This is a genomic window from Buttiauxella gaviniae ATCC 51604, assembly GCF_001654835.1.
Taxonomy (GTDB): Bacteria; Pseudomonadota; Gammaproteobacteria; order Enterobacterales; family Enterobacteriaceae; genus Buttiauxella; species Buttiauxella gaviniae.
Genome location: NZ_LXEP01000045.1, coordinates 61,030 through 83,995, shown reverse-complemented (window position 1 = coordinate 83,995; position 22,966 = coordinate 61,030). Strand labels below are relative to the sequence as shown.

At 49.1% G+C, this 22,966-nt stretch carries 26 protein-coding genes and 1 pseudogene; 20 read left to right on the top strand and 7 right to left on the bottom strand.

Annotated elements, in window-relative coordinates; genetic code table 11:
- A pseudogene (locus M977_RS25560) lies at positions 1 to 205 on the top strand (hypothetical protein); the annotation flags it as partial.
- Between the two features lie 944 nt (positions 206 to 1,149).
- On the opposite strand, the gene M977_RS22530 reads toward M977_RS25560, so the two are convergent.
- Entirely contained in the window at positions 1,150 to 1,581 is a 432-nt protein-coding gene (locus M977_RS22530) for a type II toxin-antitoxin system HicB family antitoxin (protein ID WP_064519037.1), read from the bottom strand.
- Positions 1,582 to 1,858: 277 nt separating this feature from the next.
- On the opposite strand from M977_RS22530, the gene M977_RS24690 reads away from it, so the two are divergent.
- The 3 genes from M977_RS24690 to M977_RS22515 all read left to right on the top strand — a co-directional run bounded on the left by M977_RS24690 (position 1,859) and on the right by M977_RS22515 (position 4,646).
- The gene (locus M977_RS24690; RefSeq protein ID WP_074392096.1) at positions 1,859 to 2,563 is read left to right on the top strand and encodes an alpha/beta hydrolase; all 705 of its coding nucleotides are present in this window, start codon (positions 1,859 to 1,861) and stop codon (positions 2,561 to 2,563) included.
- Positions 2,564 to 2,700: 137 nt separating this feature from the next.
- Positions 2,701 to 4,113: an aminotransferase-like domain-containing protein gene (locus tag M977_RS22520; RefSeq protein WP_064519033.1), complete on the top strand. Its 1,413-nt coding sequence runs from the start codon at positions 2,701 to 2,703 to the stop codon at positions 4,111 to 4,113.
- Between the two features lie 2 nt (positions 4,114 to 4,115).
- The gene (locus tag M977_RS22515; RefSeq protein ID WP_064519031.1) at positions 4,116 to 4,646 is read left to right on the top strand and encodes a GNAT family N-acetyltransferase; all 531 of its coding nucleotides are present in this window, start codon (positions 4,116 to 4,118) and stop codon (positions 4,644 to 4,646) included.
- Here M977_RS22515 and M977_RS22510 read toward each other — a convergent pair.
- Positions 4,638 to 5,429, bottom strand: a complete 792-nt coding sequence (locus tag M977_RS22510) for an IclR family transcriptional regulator domain-containing protein (protein ID WP_064519054.1) — start codon at positions 5,427 to 5,429, stop codon at positions 4,638 to 4,640. The genes M977_RS22515 and M977_RS22510 overlap by 9 nt on opposite strands.
- 313 nt (positions 5,430 to 5,742) lie before the next feature.
- Between M977_RS22510 and M977_RS22505 the strand changes: the two genes are divergently transcribed.
- From M977_RS22505 to benD, 7 genes are all read left to right on the top strand, one after another.
- The gene (locus M977_RS22505) at positions 5,743 to 6,861 is read left to right on the top strand and encodes a muconate cycloisomerase family protein (RefSeq protein ID WP_064519029.1); all 1,119 of its coding nucleotides are present in this window, start codon (positions 5,743 to 5,745) and stop codon (positions 6,859 to 6,861) included.
- Between the two features lie 10 nt (positions 6,862 to 6,871).
- The gene (catC, locus tag M977_RS22500; protein ID WP_064519027.1) at positions 6,872 to 7,162 is read left to right on the top strand and encodes a muconolactone Delta-isomerase; all 291 of its coding nucleotides are present in this window, start codon (positions 6,872 to 6,874) and stop codon (positions 7,160 to 7,162) included.
- Positions 7,163 to 7,239: 77 nt separating this feature from the next.
- On the top strand, positions 7,240 to 8,166 hold the full coding sequence (catA, locus tag M977_RS22495) for a catechol 1,2-dioxygenase (protein ID WP_064519025.1): 927 nt from the start codon (positions 7,240 to 7,242) through the stop codon (positions 8,164 to 8,166).
- Positions 8,167 to 8,254: 88 nt separating this feature from the next.
- The gene (locus M977_RS22490; protein ID WP_064519023.1) at positions 8,255 to 9,640 is read left to right on the top strand and encodes a Rieske 2Fe-2S domain-containing protein; all 1,386 of its coding nucleotides are present in this window, start codon (positions 8,255 to 8,257) and stop codon (positions 9,638 to 9,640) included.
- Entirely contained in the window at positions 9,637 to 10,125 is a 489-nt protein-coding gene (gene benB / locus M977_RS22485; RefSeq protein WP_064519021.1) for a benzoate 1,2-dioxygenase small subunit, read from the top strand. The genes M977_RS22490 and benB overlap by 4 nt, the downstream gene beginning before the upstream one ends.
- A gap of 14 nt (positions 10,126 to 10,139) precedes the next feature.
- A complete protein-coding gene (gene benC / locus M977_RS22480; RefSeq protein ID WP_064519019.1) occupies positions 10,140 to 11,168 on the top strand; it encodes a benzoate 1,2-dioxygenase electron transfer component BenC in 1,029 nt (342 codons plus the stop codon).
- Positions 11,169 to 11,177: 9 nt separating this feature from the next.
- Entirely contained in the window at positions 11,178 to 11,951 is a 774-nt protein-coding gene (benD, locus tag M977_RS22475) for a benzoate diol dehydrogenase BenD (protein ID WP_064519017.1), read from the top strand.
- Between the two features lie 38 nt (positions 11,952 to 11,989).
- On the opposite strand, the gene M977_RS22470 is transcribed toward benD, so the two are convergent.
- On the bottom strand, positions 11,990 to 12,442 hold the full coding sequence (locus tag M977_RS22470; protein WP_064519015.1) for a TOBE domain-containing protein: 453 nt from the start codon (positions 12,440 to 12,442) through the stop codon (positions 11,990 to 11,992).
- A 435-nt stretch (positions 12,443 to 12,877) separates the two neighbouring features.
- Between M977_RS22470 and ydcS the strand changes: the two genes are divergently transcribed.
- From ydcS to patD, 5 genes are read left to right on the top strand one after another with little or no spacing between them, the layout of a single operon-like run.
- On the top strand, positions 12,878 to 14,023 hold the full coding sequence (gene ydcS / locus M977_RS22465) for a putative ABC transporter substrate-binding protein YdcS (RefSeq protein ID WP_064519013.1): 1,146 nt from the start codon (positions 12,878 to 12,880) through the stop codon (positions 14,021 to 14,023).
- A gap of 13 nt (positions 14,024 to 14,036) precedes the next feature.
- The gene (locus M977_RS22460; RefSeq protein ID WP_064519011.1) at positions 14,037 to 15,062 is read left to right on the top strand and encodes an ABC transporter ATP-binding protein; all 1,026 of its coding nucleotides are present in this window, start codon (positions 14,037 to 14,039) and stop codon (positions 15,060 to 15,062) included.
- 7 nt (positions 15,063 to 15,069) lie between these two features.
- A complete protein-coding gene (locus M977_RS22455) occupies positions 15,070 to 16,008 on the top strand; it encodes an ABC transporter permease (RefSeq protein ID WP_422568534.1) in 939 nt (312 codons plus the stop codon).
- Positions 15,998 to 16,804 carry an ABC transporter permease gene (locus tag M977_RS22450; RefSeq protein WP_064519008.1) on the top strand — a complete coding sequence of 269 codons (807 nt, stop codon included), beginning with the start codon at positions 15,998 to 16,000 and terminating at the stop codon, positions 16,802 to 16,804. The genes M977_RS22455 and M977_RS22450 overlap by 11 nt, the downstream gene beginning before the upstream one ends.
- Positions 16,805 to 16,823: 19 nt before the next feature.
- Positions 16,824 to 18,248: an aminobutyraldehyde dehydrogenase gene (gene patD / locus M977_RS22445; protein WP_064519006.1), complete on the top strand. Its 1,425-nt coding sequence runs from the start codon at positions 16,824 to 16,826 to the stop codon at positions 18,246 to 18,248.
- 44 nt (positions 18,249 to 18,292) lie between these two features.
- Here the strand turns inward: patD and M977_RS22440 are convergent, their stop codons facing one another.
- The 3 genes from M977_RS22440 to M977_RS22430 all read right to left on the bottom strand — a co-directional run bounded on the left by M977_RS22440 (position 18,293) and on the right by M977_RS22430 (position 20,137).
- Positions 18,293 to 19,429: an HlyD family secretion protein gene (locus M977_RS22440; protein ID WP_064519004.1), complete on the bottom strand. Its 1,137-nt coding sequence runs from the start codon at positions 19,427 to 19,429 to the stop codon at positions 18,293 to 18,295.
- A gap of 4 nt (positions 19,430 to 19,433) precedes the next feature.
- Positions 19,434 to 19,760 (bottom strand): DUF3302 domain-containing protein, encoded by a 327-nt coding sequence (locus M977_RS22435; protein WP_064519002.1) that lies wholly within the window; start codon positions 19,758 to 19,760, stop codon positions 19,434 to 19,436.
- Between the two features lie 188 nt (positions 19,761 to 19,948).
- Positions 19,949 to 20,137, bottom strand: a complete 189-nt coding sequence (locus tag M977_RS22430) for a YegP family protein (RefSeq protein WP_064519000.1) — start codon at positions 20,135 to 20,137, stop codon at positions 19,949 to 19,951.
- A gap of 166 nt (positions 20,138 to 20,303) precedes the next feature.
- Between M977_RS22430 and M977_RS22425 the strand changes: the two genes are divergently transcribed.
- Positions 20,304 to 20,477: a GhoT/OrtT family toxin gene (locus tag M977_RS22425; protein ID WP_064518998.1), complete on the top strand. Its 174-nt coding sequence runs from the start codon at positions 20,304 to 20,306 to the stop codon at positions 20,475 to 20,477.
- Positions 20,478 to 20,545: 68 nt separating this feature from the next.
- A complete protein-coding gene (yqfB, locus tag M977_RS22420) occupies positions 20,546 to 20,860 on the top strand; it encodes a N(4)-acetylcytidine aminohydrolase (RefSeq protein ID WP_064518996.1) in 315 nt (104 codons plus the stop codon).
- A 222-nt stretch (positions 20,861 to 21,082) separates the two neighbouring features.
- Here the strand turns inward: yqfB and M977_RS22415 are convergent, their stop codons facing one another.
- Positions 21,083 to 21,298 carry an HP1242/YdcH family protein gene (locus M977_RS22415; protein ID WP_064518993.1) on the bottom strand — a complete coding sequence of 72 codons (216 nt, stop codon included), beginning with the start codon at positions 21,296 to 21,298 and terminating at the stop codon, positions 21,083 to 21,085.
- 303 nt (positions 21,299 to 21,601) lie between these two features.
- On the opposite strand from M977_RS22415, the gene M977_RS22410 reads away from it, so the two are divergent.
- Both M977_RS22410 and M977_RS22405 read left to right on the top strand, forming a co-directional pair.
- Positions 21,602 to 22,363 (top strand): siderophore-interacting protein, encoded by a 762-nt coding sequence (locus M977_RS22410; RefSeq protein ID WP_074392095.1) that lies wholly within the window; start codon positions 21,602 to 21,604, stop codon positions 22,361 to 22,363.
- A gap of 10 nt (positions 22,364 to 22,373) precedes the next feature.
- On the top strand, positions 22,374 to 22,961 hold the full coding sequence (locus M977_RS22405; RefSeq protein WP_083962993.1) for a PadR family transcriptional regulator: 588 nt from the start codon (positions 22,374 to 22,376) through the stop codon (positions 22,959 to 22,961).
- The last annotated feature ends 5 nt before the right edge of the window (positions 22,962 to 22,966 follow it).

The following is a 22,966-nucleotide window of genomic DNA, read 5'->3' as shown; positions in this document are numbered from 1 at the left end:
AACTGTGATGAATGGTGCGCCTATTGATATCCCTGCTGACCAGTTCGTCTCTGTGCGTGTCGAAATGCCCGAAGGAAGTATTTATAACCAGAAGAGGAGTGCAGCTGAAAAAGAGAGGAAGGAGGTCGAGCGACTTGCTGCGGAAGAAGCAGCCCGCAAAGCGACGGAGGAAGCACAAACTTACCCGGTCCAACCTCATATCTGAAAATTTACACAACGCGTAATCCCTTCATCCTTAAAGCCCTTTAATCCCGTTAGTTCAAAACTCAACGAGCCCGCATTGCTGGGGCGGGTGACAATTCACATCAATCAATCAATCGAGCGAGCGAGGATGACGCTCCTGTTATCTGGCTCGCCCTTGGCTATCAATTGATTGGATTTGAGTAAAGCGGCCGCACATGGTCACCTCCAGTAAAACTGAAAATATAGACGCACGTGGAAATGGAATTGTAAATAACTCTGGTCTCTGGGGAAAAGGTTTCCCCAAAACTATTTCTATCTGATTGAGAAATAAAGAAATAATTCATACTACACAGAAGCGTGATTTAACAGTTGCTCATAAGGTAAGGTATTGAAAAATATTAATTAACTTGCCTTGCGTTACTTCTGAATTCTTGCCAGATGAAAAGCGTCTAAACCGAACATGCAGTACTCCGCATAAAAATTGATTCGATTCGATTGTAAGGCGCGTCACATTTTGGTTGTAGAAACAGACTTTCAGCATAAAGCTATAACAGTTTTCCTTCTTAGGCCTTTTCAGCAGAATTCCTTCCAAACTGTATACCAATCACACCGTAATAAATGCCCATCCTTCATCGTGCGGTCTAAAAGATTAACGATAAAAAAATCCCGGCCATGCGACTCCGCAATTACCGGGATGAATTCAAACACAGCAATATATATCTTTTTTATGTACACACCATTTATGTGTAATTCAGAAACTGAAAATCCACAATTGAATACACCTTAATTGTTAAGTTTATTTAATATTTATGCGCGCAGTAACACTGTTCAATTGGCTTGTAAATAATAAGGGTATTGGTGAGAGGTTAATCATGCAAGGACACTGCTAATGGCCCATAAGAATATGATTTGAAATTGAAACATTAGCCACAAACAAATTGTAGCGGCTAATGGTTTCTATTTCTTTTATGCGACTTTTGAGACAGACACTGAAACTTCATACCCTATTAGATATAAGGCCTGTTCCAGAGTTTCTACTTTCGATGCGTGGCTGACATCCAAAAGCCTGTCAATCTGCGGGCCTTTCTGATTAAGTTTTCTTGCAAGGTCAGCCTTTCTTGTACCGGTATTAATCATCGCGTTGTGAAGAGTTGCCTTCAGGCATGTAAGCACAGGAAGGTGAATGACTAATTCGCCTTCCATCGTTGCGGATGGCGTTGGCACCGGTATGCGTGAATCAATTAACTCGCCAATCATCATGGTGATAGCATCTCTGGCCTCCAGCTCAATATCATCCTCACTAAAAGCGACTGAGTGCAAACTATCAAAGTCACGAGAACGTATTTCGTACTCATCAGTATCTTCATTTAAAGCTGCTGTTACCGAAAATTTAAACATTTACCTGGCCTTGTTTCTGGTGATGCATGCACAGTAACATATAAGATTTTAAACATAACAAAAATGTTGTCTTTTATTTTTTCAAAACAACGATAATCCAGAACGACCTCTTTATGTATCGATGTTTTTTGTCATCACTCGAAGATTTTCGTTACCAATAATACTTGAATTGATCCTATATAGCTCGGAGCTATATATGGTTGATTGTTTTGTTGAATAAACCACTGCATCACAGTAAAAATGAATAACTGACCTTATATAACAATATGGTAACGCAATGACCGACGGAGCTTTGAACGACTCTTTCCATGTGCCATTTCACGGTAAAACAATAATCGCTGAGACGACACCAGGTTGTAACGGGCATATTTTAATGCTTCATGGAGGAGGTAAAGATCGTAAGGTCTTCTCTAAATATCGCCTTCTTTTACAAGAGTTAGGCTATGGAACGACTGTTTTTGACTTCATCGGTCACGGAGAGACTGGAGGGGATTTATATGAATCTTCTCTTTTCAGTCGTACCAGACAAGCAGAAGCTGTCATTGCCCATCTGAATCATCCTTTGTCAGGATGTATGGGTGTAAGCATGGGGGCCTATAATGCACTGCATTTGAGCACTGTTGTTCAACTGCGATCCTTGATTCTCATGGTTCCAGGTGTTTACGCAAAGTCCGCTTACAAGGTCAAATTTGGTCCTGATTTTTCACAAATCATTCGCAAACATCGAAGCTGGGAAGCCACAGATGCATGGGATATTGCAGCTGGATTCACGGGTAACTTGCTTGTTGTTGCGGCACAGAATGACGCGATCATTCCTTCTGAAATACCCCAAAAGCTGGCGGATTCAGCATCGAATGCTGCCAAAAAAGATCTTCTGATTATTCCGGGGGCAGGTCATAACAGCATATGGGACAGCTTAATGCTTTCACCTGATTTATATGAAAAAACCCGTTCTGCTTTTGAAACCTGTTTATCTAAATAAATATAAAAAGCTGCCAGTCAAAAAATGACAATCCGTTGCTCATGAACCGTTGCAGATGAAAAGCTTTATTTGACTATAACAGTTGTTTAAATTGGCGTATTTTTAGTTAACTGATATAGAAACGGTACTGCCAAAAAATGAAAAAATACCAGCAACTTGCGCAGCAGATTATCGATCAAATTGCTCTTGGTGCATGGTTACCAGGGGATAAGTTGCCGTCGCTGCGCGAGCAAGTCGCACTAAGCGGCATGAGTTTTATGACAGTTAGCCATGCCTATCAGACGCTTGAAAGTCAGGGGGTAATTGTCGCTCGGCCGCAATCTGGCTATTACGTGGCCTCTCGCCCGGCAACACGGAGTGCGATAGCTCCTGTAAAAGTGACGCGTGATGAAGCGGTAGATATTAATACCTACATTTTTGATGTGTTGCAGGCCAGTGGCGACTCAACCATAGTGCCATTCGGATCCGCGTTCCCCGACCCACGTTTATTCCCGCTGCAACAACTTAACCGCTCGCTTGCTACCGTCAGTAAAACGGCAACAGCGATGAGCGTTATTGAAAATCTGCCCCCGGGTAACGAAGCGCTGCGCCACGCAATTGCGCGACGTTATGCCCAACAGGGAATGCAGGTTTCGCCGGATGAAATTGTCATCACCGCTGGCGCGCTAGAAGCGCTAAATCTCAGCCTGCAAGCGGTGACCGAACCGGGCGATTGGGTGATTGTGGAAAACCCCTGTTTTTACGGTGCGCTACAGGCGCTGGAACGCTTGCGTTTAAAGGCACTGTCTGTGGCGACCGATCCGCAAAACGGTATCGATCTAGTGGCACTGAAACAGGCGCTCAACGATTATCCAGTAAAAGCCTGTTGGTTAATGACCAACGCCCAGAACCCACTTGGCGTGACGTTGTCACCAAAAAAGAAGCAGCAACTAATTGAATTGTTGCAACAACACAATGTGACGCTCATCGAAGATGACGTATATAGCGAGCTCTATTACGGACGCGAACGTCCATTACCGGCACGTGCATACGATGCGCAGGGTATTACGCTGCATTGTTCGTCATTTTCAAAATGCCTGGTGGCGGGTTTTCGTATTGGTTGGGTGGCGGCAGGAAAACATGCGCGTCGTATTCAGCAACTTCAGTTAATGAGCACACTTTCTACAAGCTCGCCGATGCAGTTGGCTCTGGTCGATTATCTGGCGACCAAGCGTTACGACACGCACTTACGAAAGCTGCGGCGCGTTCTGGCTGAGCGTAAACAGCAAACCTTGCAGGCGCTACATCAGCTTTTCCCGGCGGAAATAAAAATCCATCACACTGAAAGTGGCTATTTCGTCTGGGTTGAGCTGCCGGAATACATGGATGCCAGCGTGCTCAGTGAGCAGGCAATTGCCCATAAAATCAGTATCGCACCGGGCAAAATGTTTACCACCGGGGGCGCGTGGCATAACTATTTTCGCCTGAATGCTTCATGGGCTTTAGGTGAGCGCGAACAACACGCAGTGCAGACATTAGCGAATCTCATCAAAAATCAAATTAAGGAGTAGCCATGGAATACCACACCGAACGCCTGATTCTACGGCAATGGAAACAGAGCGACCGCGAGCCGTTTGCCGCGTTAAACGCTAATCCTGAAGTGATGCGCCACTTTCCGAAGACGCTTACGCGTGAAGAAAGTGACAATATGGCCAAGACTATCGAACAACGAATGGCGGAGAACGTCTGGGGTTTTTGGGCTGTAGAGGAGAAAAGTAGCGGGGTATTTATAGGTTTTGTGGGGCTAAATGTTCCCGGCTATGAGCTGCCTTTTTCACCGGTTATTGAAATTGGCTGGCGGCTTGATAACGCGTTCTGGGGCAAGGGATATGCACCAGAAGCGGCGCGTAAAGCATTGGAAATCGGCTTTGAGCAGTATGGGATGAAAGAAATTGTGGCATTTACCGCGCTGGATAATATCCCTTCGCAGCGCGTGATGGAAAAGATCGGTATGCAGCGCGGTGAGGAGTTTGATCATCCTCTTCTGGATGAAGGACATCCCTTACGGCGACATGTTGTTTACCGGATTGCCAACCTAAAGTGACATCGATAACTCTGCTGCAGCACGACGTAACGGCGGCAATATTTGCGCACGAAGATCGGCCACTGTAAGTTCTGCAGCAGGAACACCTACATTCATCGCCGCCACGACTTTCCCACCGAGTGCCAGCATGGGTACCGCCACAGACCGCAGGCCAATTTCAAGTTGTTGGTCGTTAATGGCGTACCCCTGGCGGCGCACTAACGCAATTTCTTCGCGTAATTGTGCAATTGTCGTAATCGAGTATTGGGTATAGCGGATAAGCTTTGCCCGTCCCAGCCATGCTTCAAGTTCAGCCTCCGGCAATGCGCTTAACAGTACGCGGCCCATTGATGTGGCCCATGCAGGCAGGCGACTTCCTCGGCCAATATCGATGCTAACCAGGTTATTGACTGCCGTGCGTGCGATATACAGCACGTCATCCCCATCAAGTGTGGCGACCGAGCAAGATTGGCTCAGACTTTTACTCAGATTATCCAGCGATATTTGCGCAGCTTTTGCCAGCGGCGTACCCGCCAGATAAGCATGCCCAACGGTCAGTACTCGCGGCAGTAATTCATAGCTGCGCCCATCAGGGCTATGCACCATACCCAGTGTCGCAAGGGTATACAGGCAACGGCGTACAGCAGCGCGTGAAATATGGGTTTTCTGACTCAGTTGCGAAATAGTCAAACGCTGGCGCTGGGGGGTAAAAGCGTTAAGCACTTCCAGGCCACGAGCCAGAGAGAGCATAAAATTAGGGTCGCGTTTTGCAACAGATTGAATTTCTTCATTTTCGCTCGCCATAACTTCAATGTTATCAGGATTGCTGCCTGCCATTTAAATGTCCCACGGTCGCGTCAGAATGTTCTTCAGAATGCGCTAACTGCTGCTTAGCGACAATCGTGAATCAATCAATATGAAGAATATTCCACTGGGATCACAAATTAACGGTGAATAACCGAAACGCGTCGATAATCGCACATAAATTCGATTACCGCCGTTGACGCCAGGTCGAGTGAACTCCTATTGTCAGAAAACACCGTTAAGTTTGCAGGGGCTATTCAACCGCAACCGATGGGTGATAACTATCTGATTAAAAGTGCCCAAGGGAAGAGATATGAGCGCCACTATCGAACAACTCGACACCGTGATTGTTGACCTGCCGACCATCCGGCCACACAAACTCTCCATGACCACCATGGGATGCCAGACTTTGGTTATCCTTCGTCTGACTCGCTCAGACGGTATTGTCGGTATTGGCGAAGCGACAACCATTGGTGGCCTGAGTTACGGCGTAGAAAGCCCGGAAGCTATTAAATCGGCAATTGATACCTACCTTGCGCCACTGATCATCGGGCAGGCAGCAGATAATGTGAATGCCCTTGTGGCGCTGATGAACAAGTGCGTACGTGGCAATACCTTCGCTAAATCAGCTATTGAAACCGCACTGCTGGATGCGCAGGGAAAAGCGCTTGGTCTGCCGGTAAGTTCGCTGTTGGGTGGCGCACTCACCACGAAACTTCCGGTGTTATGGACGCTGGCCAGTGGCGACACCAGCAAAGACATTGCTGAAGGTGAAAAACTGCTGGAAGAAGGGCGGCATAACGCCTTCAAACTTAAAATTGGTGCACGAGATTTTCGCACTGATATGCAACACACCCGCGCCATTGTGGTCGCACTTGGCGATCGTGCCAGCATTCGTGTTGATGTGAACCAGGCGTGGGATACCAGCACCGCCGTGCGCGGTTGCGCTGAGCTTGATGCAATGGGCATTGATCTGATTGAACAGCCGGTGGCTGCACAAAACCGTGAAGCACTGGTGCATCTTAGCCAGCATTGCCGGGCTGCTATCCTTGCCGACGAAGCGGTTGCCAGCCGCGAGGACGGTTTTGATATTGCTCGTCGTGGTTTTATTGGCGCGTACGCGTTGAAAATTGCTAAATCAGGTGGCCCGGCAAGTGTTTTGCAACTGGCCCATGTGGCTCAGGCTGCTGGAATCGGTTTGTACGGCGGGACGATGCTGGAAGGTACTATCGGAACAGTTGCCTCCTTACATGCCTGGTCAACGCTGCCATTGCAGTGGGGGACTGAAATGTTCGGCCCATTATTACTGAAAGATGACATCGTTGAGAACCCGCTGCATTTTGCCAATAGTTCCGTCGAATTGCCTCAGACTCCAGGGCTTGGTGTGACAATTGATGAAGATAAGCTCAACTATTATCGCCGCAAGGATTGAGGAGAATGACATGTTATTTAAAGTTGAAATGACGGTAAATATTCCGCTAGATATGCCGGTAGCAACAGCTACAGAAATTAAAGCTAAAGAAAAGGCCTATTCACAAGCCTTACAGCAAGAAGGTAAGTGGCGACATATTTGGCGCGTTGCCGGGCTGTATTCAAATATCAGTATTTTTGATGTCAAAGATGCTGATGAACTGCATGAAATATTAATGGGGTTACCGCTATACCCTTACATGGATATTCAAGTAGACGCTTTGTGTCGCCATCCATCATCAATTCGTAACGACGATAAGTAAACAACAATAATAATCTATCTTAGCCATGCTCTTTTTCAGGGTATGGCTCCCTACAAATAAGCAATGAGACAATTATTATGACAAAGAACTTCATTAACCAACCAGAAGTACAAGCATTATTAAGAGAGAGCGCCGGTTTAAATAGTACGGAGGGCGATGAGCGTTTTAAGAATATTATTCATCGCATGTTAGAAAATATTTGTGCATTGATTGATGATTTTAATGTCACCGAAGAAGAGTTCTGGCACGCAGTTAATTACCTGCACGAACTGGGTGGCAGCAAAGAGGCGGCATTATTAGCCGCAGGCCTTGGCATTGAGCACTACCTGGATTTACGCCAGGATGCTCTGGATGCAGCAGCCGAGATTGAAACCGGCACACCACGTACTATTGAAGGCCCGCTGTATGTTGCTAATGCGCCACTTTCTCAGGGCCATGATCGCATGGATGACGGGAAGGACGATGGTAAAACCATGTGGCTTTTCGGAACTGTGCGAGACACGAAAGGCAACCCGGTGGCAAATGCCGTTGTTGATATCTGGCACGCCAATACGCTGGGTAACTACTCCTTCTTCGACTCAAGTCAGAGCGAATACAACCTGCGCCGCCGCATTAAAACCGATAGTGATGGGCGTTACAGCGTGCAAAGTATTGTGCCGTCAGGCTACGGTTGCCCACCGAACGGCCCGACACAACATCTATTGAATGGGTTAGGTCGTCACGGAAATCGCCCAGCGCATATTCATTTCTTTGTTTCCGCGCCAGGCCATAAACATCTCACCAGCCAGATTAATCTCAGTGGTGATAAATATCTGTGGGACGATTTTGCCTTTGCAACCCGTGACGGATTAATTGCCGATCCGGTAGAAGTGACCGATGCGCAGACCATTAAAACGCGTGGCTTAAATGGCCCGCATACCGAAGTGAATTTTGATTTCACACTTTGCGTTTCTCATTCACCGGAAGAAGAGTCCCGTATCGCTCGCCTGCGCGCCAAAGAATAATAAGAGTGCCAGCGCAAGCTGGCACCGCTTTCACCTCAGGCCATACATTACATCGCGAAATAAAAGATCCCCAACGGGAGATTAAGCTATGCAAAATAAACTGAATTTATTAAAGAAAAAGATCGGTAACGCGTTAATTGTTGATCGTGAAAATGACATTTATCGCTACAACAGAAATATCTTTATTGACGAGCAGCTATTTGAACTCGAAATGAAGCATATATTTGAAGGGAGTTGGGTCTATCTGGCACACGAAAGCCAAATTCCTGAGCCAGGCGATTATTTCACGTTAACCCTTGGTAGACAGCCAATAATTATTACACGTGATAAAAAGAATGAATTGCACGGTTTAATTAATAGCTGTGCTCATCGTGGTGCCATGTTATGCCGCCGTAAAGCGGGTAATAAAAGCTCGTTCACCTGCCCATTCCACGGCTGGACGTTTAGCAATAACGGTAAATTACTAAAAGCTAAAGACGAAAGTGTGGGCGGCTACCCAGAAAACTTTAAGCAACACGGCTCCCACGATCTTAAAAAGTTACCGCGCTTTGAGTCATATCGCGGCTTCCTGTTTGGCAGCCTTTCAGACGATGTGATGCCGCTTAATGATTATCTCGGTGAAACTCTAAAAATCATCGATCTGATAGTGGATCAAGCACCTGATGGCCTCGAAGTTCTACAAGGTGCATCGAGTTACATTTACGAGGGTAATTGGAAACTGGGTGCTGAGAATGGGGCCGATGGCTATCACGTCAGTGTCGTCCACTGGAATTACGCCTCGACCATGTCGCGCCGTAATTATGAAGAAGAGGGGACTCAGGCGGTGGACGCCAATGGCTGGTCGAAAAGCATTGGTGGTGGCTATGGTTTTGAACATGGGCACATGCTGCTCTGGACGCGCGCACTTAACCCGCAGGTACGCCCGGTATTTGCCGAGCGTGAACGTTTGACTGCCCAGTTCGGTGAGTTGCGAGCCGATCAAATGGTGAATGAAACGCGCAATCTATGCCTGTACCCGAATGTTTATCTGATGGATCAGTTCTCCACTCAAATCCGTGTAATCCGCCCTCTGGCGGTGGATAAAACCGAAGTCACAATCTATTGCTTCGCACCTAAAGGCGAAGCCCCTGAAACACGAGCCACACGCATTCGCCAGTACGAAGATTTCTTCAATGTCAGCGGTATGGGCACGCCGGATGATTTGGAAGAGTTCCGTGCCTGCCAGAATGGATATTTGGGGCAAAATCTTGAATGGAGCGACCTGAGCCGTGGAGCACAGCATTGGGTTTATGGGCCAGATGAACATGCCCAAAAAGCAGGGTTTGTACCGCAAATGAGTGGCGTACGTTCCGAAGACGAAGCGTTGTACATCGCGCACCACCATCACTGGCAGCAAACCATGCTGGCGGCGATTGAAAAAGAGCAGCGCAGTTACGATGCCTCCATTACCCAACGTGTGGAGGTGACGCCATGAGTCTGGATATCAACGCTATCAGCCAGTTTCTCTATTATGAAGCGAGTCTGTTAGACGATCGTCAATGGGATGAATGGATCAGTTGCTACAGCCCGAAAGTGGTGTACTGGATGCCAGCCTGGGGTGATGACGATCAACTCACCACCGATCCCTATAGCCAAATTTCACTGATTTTTTACCCAAACCGCCAGGGTCTGGAAGACCGCGTATATCGCATTAAAACGGAGCGTTCCGGTGCCAGTACACCCGAGCCACGGACGACGCATATGCTGTCAAATATCGCTGTTGTCGGCCAAAGCGGTAACAGCGTTGATGTGCGCTACAACTGGGTGACCCATAGCCACCGCTATCAGCAGAGTGGTTATTTCTTTGGCACCACATATTGCACCCTGGATTTGAGCGAAAGTCGCCCGCAAATCACCCGCAAAACTATTCATCTGAATAACGATTACATCCGTCAAGTGATCGACATCTATCACGTCTGAGAAGAGGTAATGCCATGAGCTTTAACATCGCCCTCAACTTTGAAGATGGGGTCACACGTTTTATTTCCTGCAATGTGGGTGAAAAGGTGCTGGATGCGGCCTATCGCCAGAAAGTGAATTTACCGATGGATTGCTCTGATGGCGTATGCGGCACCTGTAAGTGCCACTGTGCGAGCGGAGAGTACAACCTCGGTGAAGATTTTCTTGAGGACGCGCTCAGTGAAGATGAAGCACAACAACGCCTGGTACTAACTTGCCAGATGGTGCCCGACTCTGATTGTGTGATTGATGTGCCTGTCCCCGCGGCGGCCTGCAAAACAGGCATCGGCAGTTTCGAAGGCACGGTAATGCGCAGTGAGGCACTGACGCCCAGCGCTATAGAATTGGTCATTGCCCTGGACAAGGGAGTCGACTTCCTGCCTGGGCAGTACGTCAATATCCAGATCCCTGGTGGGACGCAGGTACGCGCCTATTCGTTTAGTTCGCTACCTGGTGATACGCAGGCAAGCTTTCTGATTCGCAATGTTCCCGGCGGCATGATGAGCACCTGGCTTGGGCAGCATGCGAAAGCAGGGGATGTATTAACGCTAACGGGCCCTATGGGTAGTTTTTATCTGCGCCCGGTGTTACGTCCGATTTTGATGTTGGCCGGTGGTACGGGGCTAGCACCGTTTCTTGCGATGCTCAGGCAGTTGTCGAAAACTCCAGCCGAACAGCCGATTACGCTGCTTTATGGTGTGACGAAAGATACCGATCTGGTGATGGTCGAGGTACTTAACGAACTGGCGGCTCGCTTGCCAAATTTGACCTGGCTGCCGGTAGTTACCGATGAGGCATCCGCCTGCCCACAAAAAGGCTATGTCACCGATCACTTCAGTGAAGAGTTGCTTAACCAGGGTGAGGTGGATGTGTATCTGTGCGGGCCACCACCGATGGTTGATGCGGTTTTACGCAGTTTCCGCGAGCGCCAAATAACCCCGGCGAATTTTCATTACGAAAAATTCACTCCCAGCCAGAATGCAACGGACAGCGCGGCTGCCTAAGGAGCCATAATGCGATTTCATAACAAAGTAATGGTGATTACCGGGGCGGCCCAGGGCATTGGTCGCCAGGTTGCTGAACAAGCCGCTAAAGAGGGCGCGCGACTGGTTTTGATTGACCGTGCTCGCTACGTTCACGAACTTGCGCAAAACTTGCGTCAACAAGGTCGCGAAGTGCAGGCCATTGAGGCTGACCTTGAACAATGGCAGAGCACTGAAAAGGCTATGAGTGAAGCGCATCTGCACTTCGGCGTAATTGACGTGCTGGTTAATAACGTTGGCGGGACTATTTGGGCTCGCCCTTTTGCTGAGTATCAGGCTGAGCAAATTGAAGCTGAAATCCGACGCTCGTTATTTCCTACGCTGTGGGGATGTCGCGCCGTCTTACCTTTCATGCTCACCCAACAACGCGGTGCGATTGTGAATGTTTCTTCTGTGGCAACCCGTGGAGTTAACCGCGTGCCATATTCCGCCGCCAAAGGTGGGGTCAATGCGTTAACGCAATCGTTGGCGATGGAATATTCCGGAAGCGGCATCCGTATTAATGCCACGGCACCAGGTGGTACAGAGGCTCCCGCGCGCCTGACTCCACGTAACCAGGAGCAGCCAAGTCTACAGGAGCAAGAATGGTATCAGCAGGTAGTAGACCAAACCAAAGAGAGCAGCCTTATGCATCGTTATGGTTCGCTTGCTGAGCAGGCCAATGCAATTTTATTTCTGGCAAGTGACGAGGCAAGCTACATCACGGGAACTATCTTGCCAGTCGGCGGTGGTGATTTAGGTTAGCGTTTAAAAGAAAAGAGGCCGGTTAGCCGGCCCTGGTTTTATTTCTTCACGGCCAATAGCACGGAAGAGGCTTTGATCAGCGCAATTAAACGGCTGCCATTTTTCAGCGCCATTTCATCTGCGGCTTCGTTGGTTACCACCGCTGTTAACTCTGTACCACCATCGGTTGCAATATTTACCGTGGTATTTACTGCGCCACGCAGCAGGGAAAGTACAGAACCTGGGAACTGATTACGCGCAGAAAACTGGAAACCGCAGTCTTCTGTAGCCAACATCACCCATGGTGCTTTGATCAGTGCTACGGCCTCTTTACCTGGATTTAATCCTAATGCTTCCCGGCTGGTGCGAGTCACAACTGCCACCAGCTTGCCACCGCTATTTAGCGTAAGTTCTACTTCGTCATTAATCGCGCCATCCGCGATATGGCTAACCGTGCCATCCGCGATATGGCTAACCGTGCCAGTGAGTTGGTTACGTGCGGAAATAGTCATTTTATCTCCTTTTAATGATTAACAGTTATTCTAAGCGTAGAGCATTAGGAAGTTATCGCAATCAGCTGGATATTCAGGGTTGCAATTACAGTCTTGTAAATCCGTCACCAGCCCATCGAGCGTCGTGAACCTGAGCAACCTGCATTTTTCACCGCCATCCATATGAAATTTCAATAATTGCGAAAATTGATAGCGCAGATTAGTAGCCTCGCTTACACCTTATCTACACTTTAAAAATCATCCAGTTATCTTACCGCAGGAAAAATTTCAGGTACGCGCTTTACTGCGCTGTCTATCACATCCTGGTGAAATTTCCTTGCCGCCCTGTGCTTGCCATATTTACGCAGACTATTGTTTTTGTACGGGGATTTTTTTGGACTTCGGCACTGATTGTTTGAGCGTGCCGCCTTTACCTTTCAGACAGGAGTAGCAGCAATGCGTACAAAACAGGCTATATGGTCTCTTTCCACCCTCTGTTTGACCGTGCTTTCTGCACAGGCGGCGGGGCTTCCAGACAAAATAGGTGCCGGTGAAGGGCAGCTCGATATTATCGCCTGGCCGGGTTATATCGAACGCGGTGATACCGACAAAGCGTACAACTGGGTTACTGATTTTGAAAAAGAGACCGGTTGTAAGGTGAATGTGAAAACCGCCGCGACCTCTGACGAAATGGTCAGTTTAATGGCGAAAGGTGGTTATGACCTCGTCACCGCTTCGGGCGATGCATCCTTGCGCCTGATTATGGGCAAGCGCGTGCAGCCAATTAACACTGCGCTGATCCCAAACTGGAAAAACGTCGATCCACGGCTGGTGAAAGGCTCCTGGTTTAACGTGGGCGATAAAGTTTACGGCACGCCGTATCAGTGGGGGCCGAACCTGCTGATGTACAACACTAAAACTTTCCCAACACCGCCTGACAGCTGGAGCGTGGTGTTCGTCAAACAAGATTTGCCGGATGGTAAAACTAACCAGGGCCGTGTGCAGGCCTACGATGGGCCAATTTACATCGCCGATGCCGCGTTATTTGTGAAAGCCACACAGCCACAACTGGGCATTACCGACCCGTACCAGCTCACCGAAGAACAATATGCCGCAGTGCTAAAAGTGCTGCGTGACCAACACGGTCTGATTCACCGTTACTGGCATGACACTACCGTTCAGATGAGCGACTTCAAAAATGAAGGCGTGGTCGCTTCCAGCGCCTGGCCATATCAGGCGAATGCCCTAAAAGGCGAAGGCCAGCCGATTGCCACCGTATTCCCGAAAGAGGGCGTCACCGGTTGGGCAGATACCACCATGCTGCATGCTGATGCGAAACATATGAACTGCGCCTACAAATGGATGGACCACTCGCTAAAAGCGAAAGTCCAGGGGGACGTGGCTGCGTGGTTTGGCTCACTGCCAGCGGTAGCGGAAGGCTGTAAAGCCAGTACGCTTCTGGGTGACAAAGGCTGTGAAACCAATGGCTACAACTACTTCGATAAGATTGTGTTCTGGAAAACTCCGGTCGCCGAAGGCGGTAAATTCGTGCCGTACAGTCGCTGGACCCAGGATTATATCGCCATTATGGGTGGCCGCTAAGCCTGGAGGAGTTATGTCGTACGCTGTGCAGTTCAGAAACGTCTCGCGCCTTTATGGTGATGTTCGCGCCGTAGATAACGTTTCAATTGATATTGATGACGGGGAGTTTTTCTCCATGCTCGGGCCTTCTGGCTCGGGCAAAACCACCTGTTTAAGGCTGATTGCCGGTTTTGAACAGGTGACTTCCGGCGAGATAGCTATTTTTGGCAAACCGGCACAAGACGTGCCGCCTTATCAACGTGATGTGAATACCGTCTTCCAGGATTACGCCTTATTCCCCCATATGACCGTGCTGGAAAACGTCGCATATGGCTTGATGGTAAAGGGGATTGATAAAAAAACACGGCTAGCCAAAGCGCAGGAAGCGCTCGAGCGAGTCGCCCTGGGTTTTGTTCACGCCCGTAAACCTTCGCAACTTTCCGGCGGCCAGCGCCAGCGTGTGGCACTGGCTCGCGCGCTGGTGAATCGCCCACGTGTGTTGTTACTGGATGAGCCGCTGGGGGCACTGGATCTTAAACTGCGCGAGCAGATGCAGGGCGAGCTGAAAAAACTCCAGCGCGAGCTGGGCATCACCTTTATTTTCGTCACCCACGACCAAAGTGAGGCGCTGTCGATGTCTGACCGCGTTGCGGTGTTCAATAACGGGCGTATCGAGCAAGTGGATACGCCGCGCCAGTTATATATGCAGCCACGTACCGCATTTGTGGCCAGTTTTGTCGGTACTTCAAACGTGTTACAACCGGCTCTTGCCGGGAAAGTGTGCGGTGAGGAGGGGCTATTTTCTCTACGCCCTGAGCATATTGTTCTCAACGATCATTCTGGCCAAAGCGGCGGAATCAGTGTTAGCGGCATGATTCAGGAGATCCATTATCAAGGGGCGGCGACACGACTTGAACTGCGCCTTGCCGACGGCGAAAAACTACTGGTCAGTGAAGCGAACCCGCAGCGTATTATCAGCGAAGAGCGCTATCAAATTGGCCAGCAGGTCACCGCAGTCTGGCCTCGCGCGGCGATGGTTCCGCTGTTGGGGGAAGGATGAAATGGATATGAGCCTCCCCACATCGCATCCTGACAACCGCCTGATGCGGCGCATTGCCACATTTTTGTGGCAGCGCCCTGGATTCTGGTTGGCCTTATTGCTCCTGCCACCGCTGTTATGGTTCGGTGTTGTCTATCTTGGTTCGTTACTCACGCTACTGTGGCAGGGGTTTTACACCTTCGATGATTTCACCATGTCGGTCACGCCTGACCTGACATTTGCCAATATTGCGGCCCTGTTTAACCCGGCTAACTACGACATTATTCTGCGCACCCTGACGATGGCAATTGCGGTGACGCTCGGCAGCGCAGTGCTGGCGTTTCCGATGGCGTACTTTATGGCGCGCTACACCACCGGCAAGTTGAAGGCGTTTTTCTATATCGCTGTGATGCTGCCAATGTGGGCCAGTTACATCGTTAAGGCTTACGCCTGGACGCTGTTACTTTCCCGTGATGGCGTAGCGCAATGGTTCCTTAACCATATGGGGCTGGAACCGCTATTAAACCTGATGCTCACCATTCCAGCGGTGGGTGGCAATACGCTCTCCACATCCGGTTTTGGGCGCTTCCTGGTGTTTCTCTACATCTGGCTGCCGTTCATGATTTTGCCGATTCAGGCGGCACTTGAGCGCCTGCCTCCGTCGTTATTACAGGCATCTGCTGATTTGGGCGCGCGCCCATCGCAAACCTTCCGCCATGTGATTTTGCCTCTGGCCATTCCTGGTGTAGCGGCGGGATCGGTGTTCACGTTTTCGCTTACGCTGGGTGATTTTATTGTGCCGCAGTTGGTGGGGCCGCCGGGGTATTTCATCGGCAATATGGTCTATTCCCAGCAAGGCGCGATAGGCAATATGCCGATGGCGGCTGCGTTTACCCTGGTGCCGATTGTACTGATCGCCATTTATCTTTCACTGGTGAAACGACTGGGGGCCTTCGATGCACTCTGAACGCGCACCATTACTGCTAAAAATTGCCGCCTGGGGTGGGGTCATCTTCCTGCATTTCCCGCTGCTGATAATCGCTCTTTACGCGTTTAACACCGAAGAGGCGGCATTTAGCTTCCCGCCAAAAGGGCTGACGCTGCACTGGTTCAGCGTGGCGGCATCGCGCAGTGACATTCTGGATGCTGTGACGTTGTCACTTAAAGTTGCCTCACTGGCAACTATACTTGCTTTGATCCTTGGCACACTGGCGGCTGCAGCACTGTGGCGGAGGGAATTCTTCGGCAAAAATGCCATCTCGTTATTGCTGCTGTTACCGATTGCTTTGCCGGGAATTATCACGGGCCTTGCGCTGTTAACCGCCTTCAAAATGATGAATTTTGAACCGGGCTTTTTCACCATTGTGGTGGGGCATGCAACGTTTTGCGTCGTTATTGTGTTTAACAACGTCATCGCTCGTTTTCGTCGCACCTCTTACAGCTTGATTGAGGCGTCGATGGATCTTGGCGCCGACGGCTGGCAGACCTTCCGCTATGTGATTTTGCCTAATTTGGGGTCTGCATTACTCGCCGGAGGCATGTTGGCGTTTGCGCTGTCGTTTGATGAAATTATCGTCACAACCTTTACCGCCGGACATGAACGCACATTACCGCTGTGGCTGCTCAATCAATTAGGGCGCCCACGCGAAGTTCCGGTCACGAATGTGGTGGCACTAATGGTGATGTTGATGACAACCATTCCGATTTTAGGGGCGTACTGGCTGAGCCGTGGTGGAGATGAAGTCGCGGGCAGCGGTAAATAATGTTGAAAAGGGTATCACTATGCAAAGCCAGCTATTAATAAACGGCCAGTTAGTGCAAGGCCTTGGGGAAAAGTTGCCGGTGTATAACCCGGCAACCGGTGAGGTTCTGCTGGAGGTAGCGGAAGCCACTGCGGATCAGGTAAACGATGCGGTACTGGCTGCAGATATTGCTTTTGCTACCTGGGGGCAAACCACGCCAAAAGAGCGCGCGGAACATCTCTTAAAACTGGCAGAGGTTATCGAGCAAAATGGCGAAGTGTTTGCCCGTCTGGAATCGCAAAACTGCGGCAAACCTTATCACTGTGTGTTGAATGATGAGATCCCGGCGGTGGTGGATGTGTTCCGCTTCTTTGCCGGTGCAAGCCGCTGTTTGAATGGTTTGGCGGCGGGGGAATATCTCAGCGGCCATACATCGATGATTCGCCGTGACCCTGTGGGCGTGGTGGCATCTATCGCACCGTGGAATTACCCGTTAATGATGGCGGCCTGGAAACTCGGCCCGGCACTCGCCGCGGGTAACTGCGTGGTGATCAAACCATCCGAAATCACACCGCTTACCGCTTTTAAACTCGCTGAATTGGCAAAAGATATTTTCCCGGCTGGCGTATTGAATGTGCTGTTCGGACGCGGGCAAACGGTGGGTGATGTGCTGACCGGTCACCCGAAAGTACGCATGGTTTCCTTAACCGGCTCAATTGCCACTGGCGAACACATCATCAGCCACACCGCACCTTCAATTAAGCGCACCCATATGGAACTGGGCGGCAAAGCGCCGGTAATTGTCTTTGATGATGCGGATTTAGACGCTGTGGTTGAAGGTGTGCGTACCTTCGGCTATTACAACGCCGGGCAAGACTGTACGGCCGCGTGCCGTATTTACGCCCAGAAGGGCATTTACGACAAACTGGTGGAAAAACTGGGGGAAGCGGTCAGCAGCCTGAAATATGGTGCGCCAGACGATGAATCCACCGAGCTTGGGCCGCTAAGTTCTGCCGCTCATCTCGAGCGCGTAAGTCTTGCGGTGAATGCCGCCAAAGCGCTGGCACACGTAAAAGTGGTGACGGGCGGCGCGAAAGTAGAAGGGCCGGGATATTACTTCCAGCCAACGCTACTTGCTGGTGCGAAGCAGGAAGATGATATCGTGCAAAAAGAGGTGTTCGGCCCGGTGGTCAGCATCACGAGCTTTGATGATGAGGAGCAGGTGCTTGGCTGGGCGAACGATTCGAGCTACGGGCTGGCGTCTTCAGTCTGGACAAAAGATGTCGGTCGCGCACATCGCCTGAGTGCTCGTTTACAGTACGGTTGTACCTGGGTGAACACTCATTTCATGCTGGTTAGCGAAATGCCACACGGTGGGCAAAAACTTTCGGGTTACGGCAAGGATATGTCGTTATTCGGGCTTGAGGATTACACCGTTATTCGGCATGTAATGATTAAGCACTAGCGTTATCTCACCACCTCAGGGAGAGGTGGTGATTATTTTGCAACTTAATGATCCAGATACAAATAGTGCATCCAACTGGTCATACGCAGCAAAACCTTACGCATAACAGACACATGGGTAAAGTGGTCGGAATAGACGGCAACTTGTGCAAAAATACCGTCGGGTAAGGCATCCACTTGTGCATCAGGCGCGAGCTCAATCACCGCCAGTACGCCGTCACTCCCCGGGGTTAACGTCAGAGACTGCAAAGTCCCCTGAGCCTGATAAGAACCCCCAGGAACCACGGGCAAAACCGTTGTCAGCTTACCCTGGAAAACCTGCCCCGGTAGCGCATTGAACACCACTTCGGCTTCATCACCCGCTTCCAGACGTAACAGAGAGTTCTGCCTGAACTGGGCAATAATCTGGCGTTTTTGTTGCGGGATAAACACCATCACCGGACGTAACGGCAGGGCGGCTGCATAGGTTCCTGGACGAATCAGAACTTGCGTGACATAACCATCGCTGGGGGCACGAATAACGGTTTGGTTGAGGTTATATTTGGCTTCGGCAAGTTGGGCGCGCAGGCTGACAATTTGTGATTGTTCGCCATTCACCATGCTGTCTAACTGGCTTCTGATTTGTGACTGTTCAGCAACTGAGCCTTTTACCAGCGCATCTTGTGCGAGGTAGTTTTGCCGCGCGTTATCAATATCGCTTTCAGAGAAGGGATTCACACGGGCTTTACTGCCCTGAAGATAACGTTGGTAGTCCTTATATAGTCTGTCGCGTTCGGCGGTGACACGGGTCGTGTTGGCCACGGCGGCGTCAAGTTGTGATTTGAGTGACTGAGTACTGTGAATTGCCGTCATTAAATCAGCTTGCAACCTGTCGACTCGAGCTTGATAGCGCGTAGGGTCTATTTTAAATAGCACTTCACCTTTTTTAATCATCATGTTTTGTTTATCGGTCACTTCACTGACAATTCCCGTTACTTGTGGAGTAAGTGGAATAGAAATAACCGCTTTTTGCGCTAAGTAAGTATATGGATGGTTGTAGTTCATTAATAAAATAAGTGCGCCAATTAAAAACACCCCACCTAAGGCAGCGGTTGGCACGGTCCATTTATTTACCGGTATTTTAAAAATCTTAAATACGGCCCACGCAAATGCCACATACGTCAGGATAATGAGCAGATCCATGATATTACTCCGATGGAGTTATTTTGTTGTTATCCAGTTTCTGTTCCAGTTCGCTTACGCGTTGCTGTAACGAAGCCAGTGTTGCGTCGGCATCTTGTTGCATGCCCCAGCCCCGTTCAGGGCGGTAGAGCGTTGCCCAAATCCATAAGAATGGCCATATAACATGAAGGGTAAATAAACTGACCCACCCAGCGACGTGAATCGCATCGGCGTGAGGGTGGTTACGGGCTTTGGCTATCAGGTAAGGAATGTCGTGAAGAATAATAATCCCATAAAAAATAATGAGAAAGACAACGATCAGAACACCCAGCGCGAAATAGTTGAGGAACATAGTGACCTCGTTTGAGAAACGGCCGTTTTTACTAAAGATAGTCGTTATCTAACTCAGGGTTTATGAATCAATAAAAATTTACCCGGAATAATTAATTACCACCCTAATGAGCAGGATAACGCCGGCATTTTCTTTCCTGAAAAAGTCGTAATAATGAAACCAGACGTTATCCTTTTTTCTTTTGTTAATTACTCTGTCTCGTCACGTATATCCGTCGATGAGGCATTTTTTTGAACGGATTCAATCCCTTTATGGGCTGCTGCTTTTGATGAGTACATTTCGCTTTGTGCAATAACTTGCCCGTTTGACGCTTTTAGCACGAAATAAAATGGCTCAGCTGTCGCTTTCGTTGATTTCTTTAAAACATAGTGCCCCATAGAAAATCTCCGCAGATACCCAAGACCCAATGCCTGTGGGATAACTTAAATATAGTGCAATCAACAAGCGAGACGGTCAGGGGAGTTTAATGGGGGCAAAAACTTGATCTGAGTCATAAAAAAGAGCATATTTTGCGGGAAATTTTTTAAACTACCCATTATAAAAATGACTTTTTATCAATATATGCTGGTTTTTTACGCTGCAATGTCGTTAATCGCTGCTTTTGTCACCTGGTTTTTGGCTCGCGATACCAAACGAATTAAACTATTAAGCTCTGTGTTGGTGGGAGCAACCTGGCCGATGAGCTTTCCGGTGGCTTTGATGTTTTCTTTGTTCTAAAACCCGTCATAATTCAAACCGAATCACTACAACTCGAATGATGTTGGGTTTAGCCAAATAGGTATTCCATGAATGACATAACTTTTTTCCAGCGTTTCGAGAACGATATCGTCGCCGGGCGCAAAACAATTACATTGCGTGATGCCTCTGAATCGCACTTCACCGCAGGCCAACAACTGCGCGTTGGTCGTTATGAAGATGATGTTTATTTTTGCACTATTGAAGTGGTCAGTGTGACGCCAGTGGCTCTTGACCAACTGACCGATGAGCATGCAAGGCAGGAAAATATGACGCTGCCTGAGCTCAAGGAAGTGATTGCTGAAATTTATCCGGGCCTGAATGAGCTTTACGCGATTGTATTTAGCTTGGTATACCCTAAATAATTCGAGTTGCAGGAAGGCGGCGACGCAGTGAGTTCCCAGGAGCTTACTTGAGTAAGTGACTGGGGTGAGCGAGGACAAATCTGCCTGGAGCAGATTTGAACGCAGCTTGCTGCGGCCCCAGAGGGGCGAGGCCCATGGATGGGCCGAGTATTGCCAACGCACATGCAACTTGAAGTATGACGGGTATAAAGGAAGGGGAGCGCCCCCTTCCTGACAACGAACCTAATGACTGGCTTTCTTCAACATCTGATACAACTCATCTTTTAGCCGCAGCTTCTCTTTTTTCATCTGCACGACCTTTTCGTTGTATCCCGTCCCTTTTGGTCCCCCCTGGCGTAAAATCTCATCGTCGAGTTGATTGTGCTTGTCAAACAAGCTGAGGAAACGTGGGTTAGCGGATTTTAGTTCGTTGATCAATTCACGGTACTCAGGAAACATTGCGAACCTCCTGGACTGTTCTACCCGTCATGCTTCAATTGCGAATTATTTGGGTAGAGGGTGGGTGAATGGAATTTGCTGGCAGTCACTGCCAACCCCAGTGTATGCACCACTTAAAGCAAATTGAAAGCGCCGCTTGGTAAGGGTTTGTCAATTTGCGACCCGTGAGACGAGTCAGTTAAATTGATTAAACTTTCAGCGGAATGCAGCTTGTATAATCGCAAAAATTGATAACGACAATCTCATGTTCATGTGCTAAAACATATCTATGATATATCTTACACAATGAATAATGAGAAACCGATGACCATACAAACCAAACCTAAACTTCCTATGCGCGTAAAAAACGAGCTCAAATTCCGTGAATTAACCGTTAAAAGCAAACAAACGGTCGCCGGCTGCTTCCACCGTATTGTTTTTACCAGCCCCGACCTGGTTGGCTTTTCTTCACAGGGTTTTGATGACCATGTAAAAGTCTTTTTCCCACCTGAAAACGGCGACTTTGCGCGCCCATCAGTTACCGACGATGGCATTGTCTGGGGCGAAGGGCTGCGACCAATTTCACGCGATTACACGCCTTTGTCTTTTGATGCCGCACGTAACGAATTGACGTTGGATTTCTATATTCACGACGGCGGTGTGGCGAGTTCGTGGGCTGATAACGCCGCAGTGGGCGATACATTGCTTATCGGCGGGCCAAGAGGGTCGCTCGTGATCCCAACCGATTACGCATTCCAACTCTATATTTGCGATGAAAGTGGTTTACCCGCAGTCCGTCGCCGCTTGCTCTCCTTACCCGAACACATTTCACCTGTCGTGCTGGTCAATAGTCACCATGCACAAACTCACGAATATCTCAGCGAGTTTGAACATGCGCGCGTTGAGTGGCTTGATACCCCATCCATCGCAAGCAACCTCCGTACCCTTGAATTCCCGGAGACTGACTATTTCGTCTGGATTACCGGCGAAGGGCACGATGTGAAACAACTGAGCGATGAACTGCTGGAAAACCGCGGGCTGGACGGAGATTACGTCCGCGCTGTCGCTTACTGGCATAACAAATAAGGAAACGAACATGAGAATCCAACATATTCATCATCGTTTTTGCGCCAAACATGAACGCCATGAACAGCATGGTTTACACGGTGGCCATCATGGTCATCACGAACACGGGGGAATGGAAGGTAAAGCGCGGATGCGCCGTGAACGCTTGTTTGATGCCAACGACATCCGTCTGCTGATCCTGCACTTCCTCTCAGCCAACACAGCCCACGGTTATGAGCTGATTAAATCCATCGAGGCCACGGCAAAAGGTGAATATGTGCCAAGCCCTGGCATTATTTACCCGAACCTCTCATTGCTTGAGGAGATGGGGTTTATCAGTGCAGTGCAGAGCGAAAGTAACAAAAAAGCGTGGATGCTAACCGAAGAGGGACATGCCGAACTTGCTCAGCAACATGAGCACCTCGGCCATATTATCTCGAGGCTTGAATCGTTAGGAGTATTAGGCGATAACCGCCGGCTTCCTGAAATACAGCGTGCCATCCATAACTTCAAAATGGCGCTCAATACCAAACTTGGCCAGAGCGATTTGCCGAAAGAGACGCTGTATAAAATCATCGATACCCTTGATCAGGCCGCGAAGGATATCGAACGCAGTTAATTTCG

Coding starts and splice junctions, on each gene's coding strand:
- M977_RS22530 (WP_064519037.1), bottom strand. CDS start 1,581: ATGTTTAAATTTTCGGTAACAGCAGCTTTAAATGAAGATACTGATGAG.
- M977_RS24690 (WP_074392096.1), top strand. CDS start 1,859: ATGACCGACGGAGCTTTGAACGACTCTTTCCATGTGCCATTTCACGGT.
- M977_RS22520 (WP_064519033.1), top strand. CDS start 2,701: ATGAAAAAATACCAGCAACTTGCGCAGCAGATTATCGATCAAATTGCT.
- M977_RS22515 (WP_064519031.1), top strand. CDS start 4,116: ATGGAATACCACACCGAACGCCTGATTCTACGGCAATGGAAACAGAGC.
- M977_RS22510 (WP_064519054.1), bottom strand. CDS start 5,429: ATGGCGAGCGAAAATGAAGAAATTCAATCTGTTGCAAAACGCGACCCT.
- M977_RS22505 (WP_064519029.1), top strand. CDS start 5,743: ATGAGCGCCACTATCGAACAACTCGACACCGTGATTGTTGACCTGCCG.
- catC (WP_064519027.1), top strand. CDS start 6,872: ATGTTATTTAAAGTTGAAATGACGGTAAATATTCCGCTAGATATGCCG.
- catA (WP_064519025.1), top strand. CDS start 7,240: ATGACAAAGAACTTCATTAACCAACCAGAAGTACAAGCATTATTAAGA.
- M977_RS22490 (WP_064519023.1), top strand. CDS start 8,255: ATGCAAAATAAACTGAATTTATTAAAGAAAAAGATCGGTAACGCGTTA.
- benB (WP_064519021.1), top strand. CDS start 9,637: ATGAGTCTGGATATCAACGCTATCAGCCAGTTTCTCTATTATGAAGCG.
- benC (WP_064519019.1), top strand. CDS start 10,140: ATGAGCTTTAACATCGCCCTCAACTTTGAAGATGGGGTCACACGTTTT.
- benD (WP_064519017.1), top strand. CDS start 11,178: ATGCGATTTCATAACAAAGTAATGGTGATTACCGGGGCGGCCCAGGGC.
- M977_RS22470 (WP_064519015.1), bottom strand. CDS start 12,442: ATGACTATTTCCGCACGTAACCAACTCACTGGCACGGTTAGCCATATC.
- ydcS (WP_064519013.1), top strand. CDS start 12,878: ATGCGTACAAAACAGGCTATATGGTCTCTTTCCACCCTCTGTTTGACC.
- M977_RS22460 (WP_064519011.1), top strand. CDS start 14,037: ATGTCGTACGCTGTGCAGTTCAGAAACGTCTCGCGCCTTTATGGTGAT.
- M977_RS22455 (WP_422568534.1), top strand. CDS start 15,070: ATGAGCCTCCCCACATCGCATCCTGACAACCGCCTGATGCGGCGCATT.
- M977_RS22450 (WP_064519008.1), top strand. CDS start 15,998: ATGCACTCTGAACGCGCACCATTACTGCTAAAAATTGCCGCCTGGGGT.
- patD (WP_064519006.1), top strand. CDS start 16,824: ATGCAAAGCCAGCTATTAATAAACGGCCAGTTAGTGCAAGGCCTTGGG.
- M977_RS22440 (WP_064519004.1), bottom strand. CDS start 19,429: ATGGATCTGCTCATTATCCTGACGTATGTGGCATTTGCGTGGGCCGTA.
- M977_RS22435 (WP_064519002.1), bottom strand. CDS start 19,760: ATGTTCCTCAACTATTTCGCGCTGGGTGTTCTGATCGTTGTCTTTCTC.
- M977_RS22430 (WP_064519000.1), bottom strand. CDS start 20,137: ATGGGGCACTATGTTTTAAAGAAATCAACGAAAGCGACAGCTGAGCCA.
- M977_RS22425 (WP_064518998.1), top strand. CDS start 20,304: ATGACTTTTTATCAATATATGCTGGTTTTTTACGCTGCAATGTCGTTA.
- yqfB (WP_064518996.1), top strand. CDS start 20,546: ATGAATGACATAACTTTTTTCCAGCGTTTCGAGAACGATATCGTCGCC.
- M977_RS22415 (WP_064518993.1), bottom strand. CDS start 21,298: ATGTTTCCTGAGTACCGTGAATTGATCAACGAACTAAAATCCGCTAAC.
- M977_RS22410 (WP_074392095.1), top strand. CDS start 21,602: ATGACCATACAAACCAAACCTAAACTTCCTATGCGCGTAAAAAACGAG.
- M977_RS22405 (WP_083962993.1), top strand. CDS start 22,374: ATGAGAATCCAACATATTCATCATCGTTTTTGCGCCAAACATGAACGC.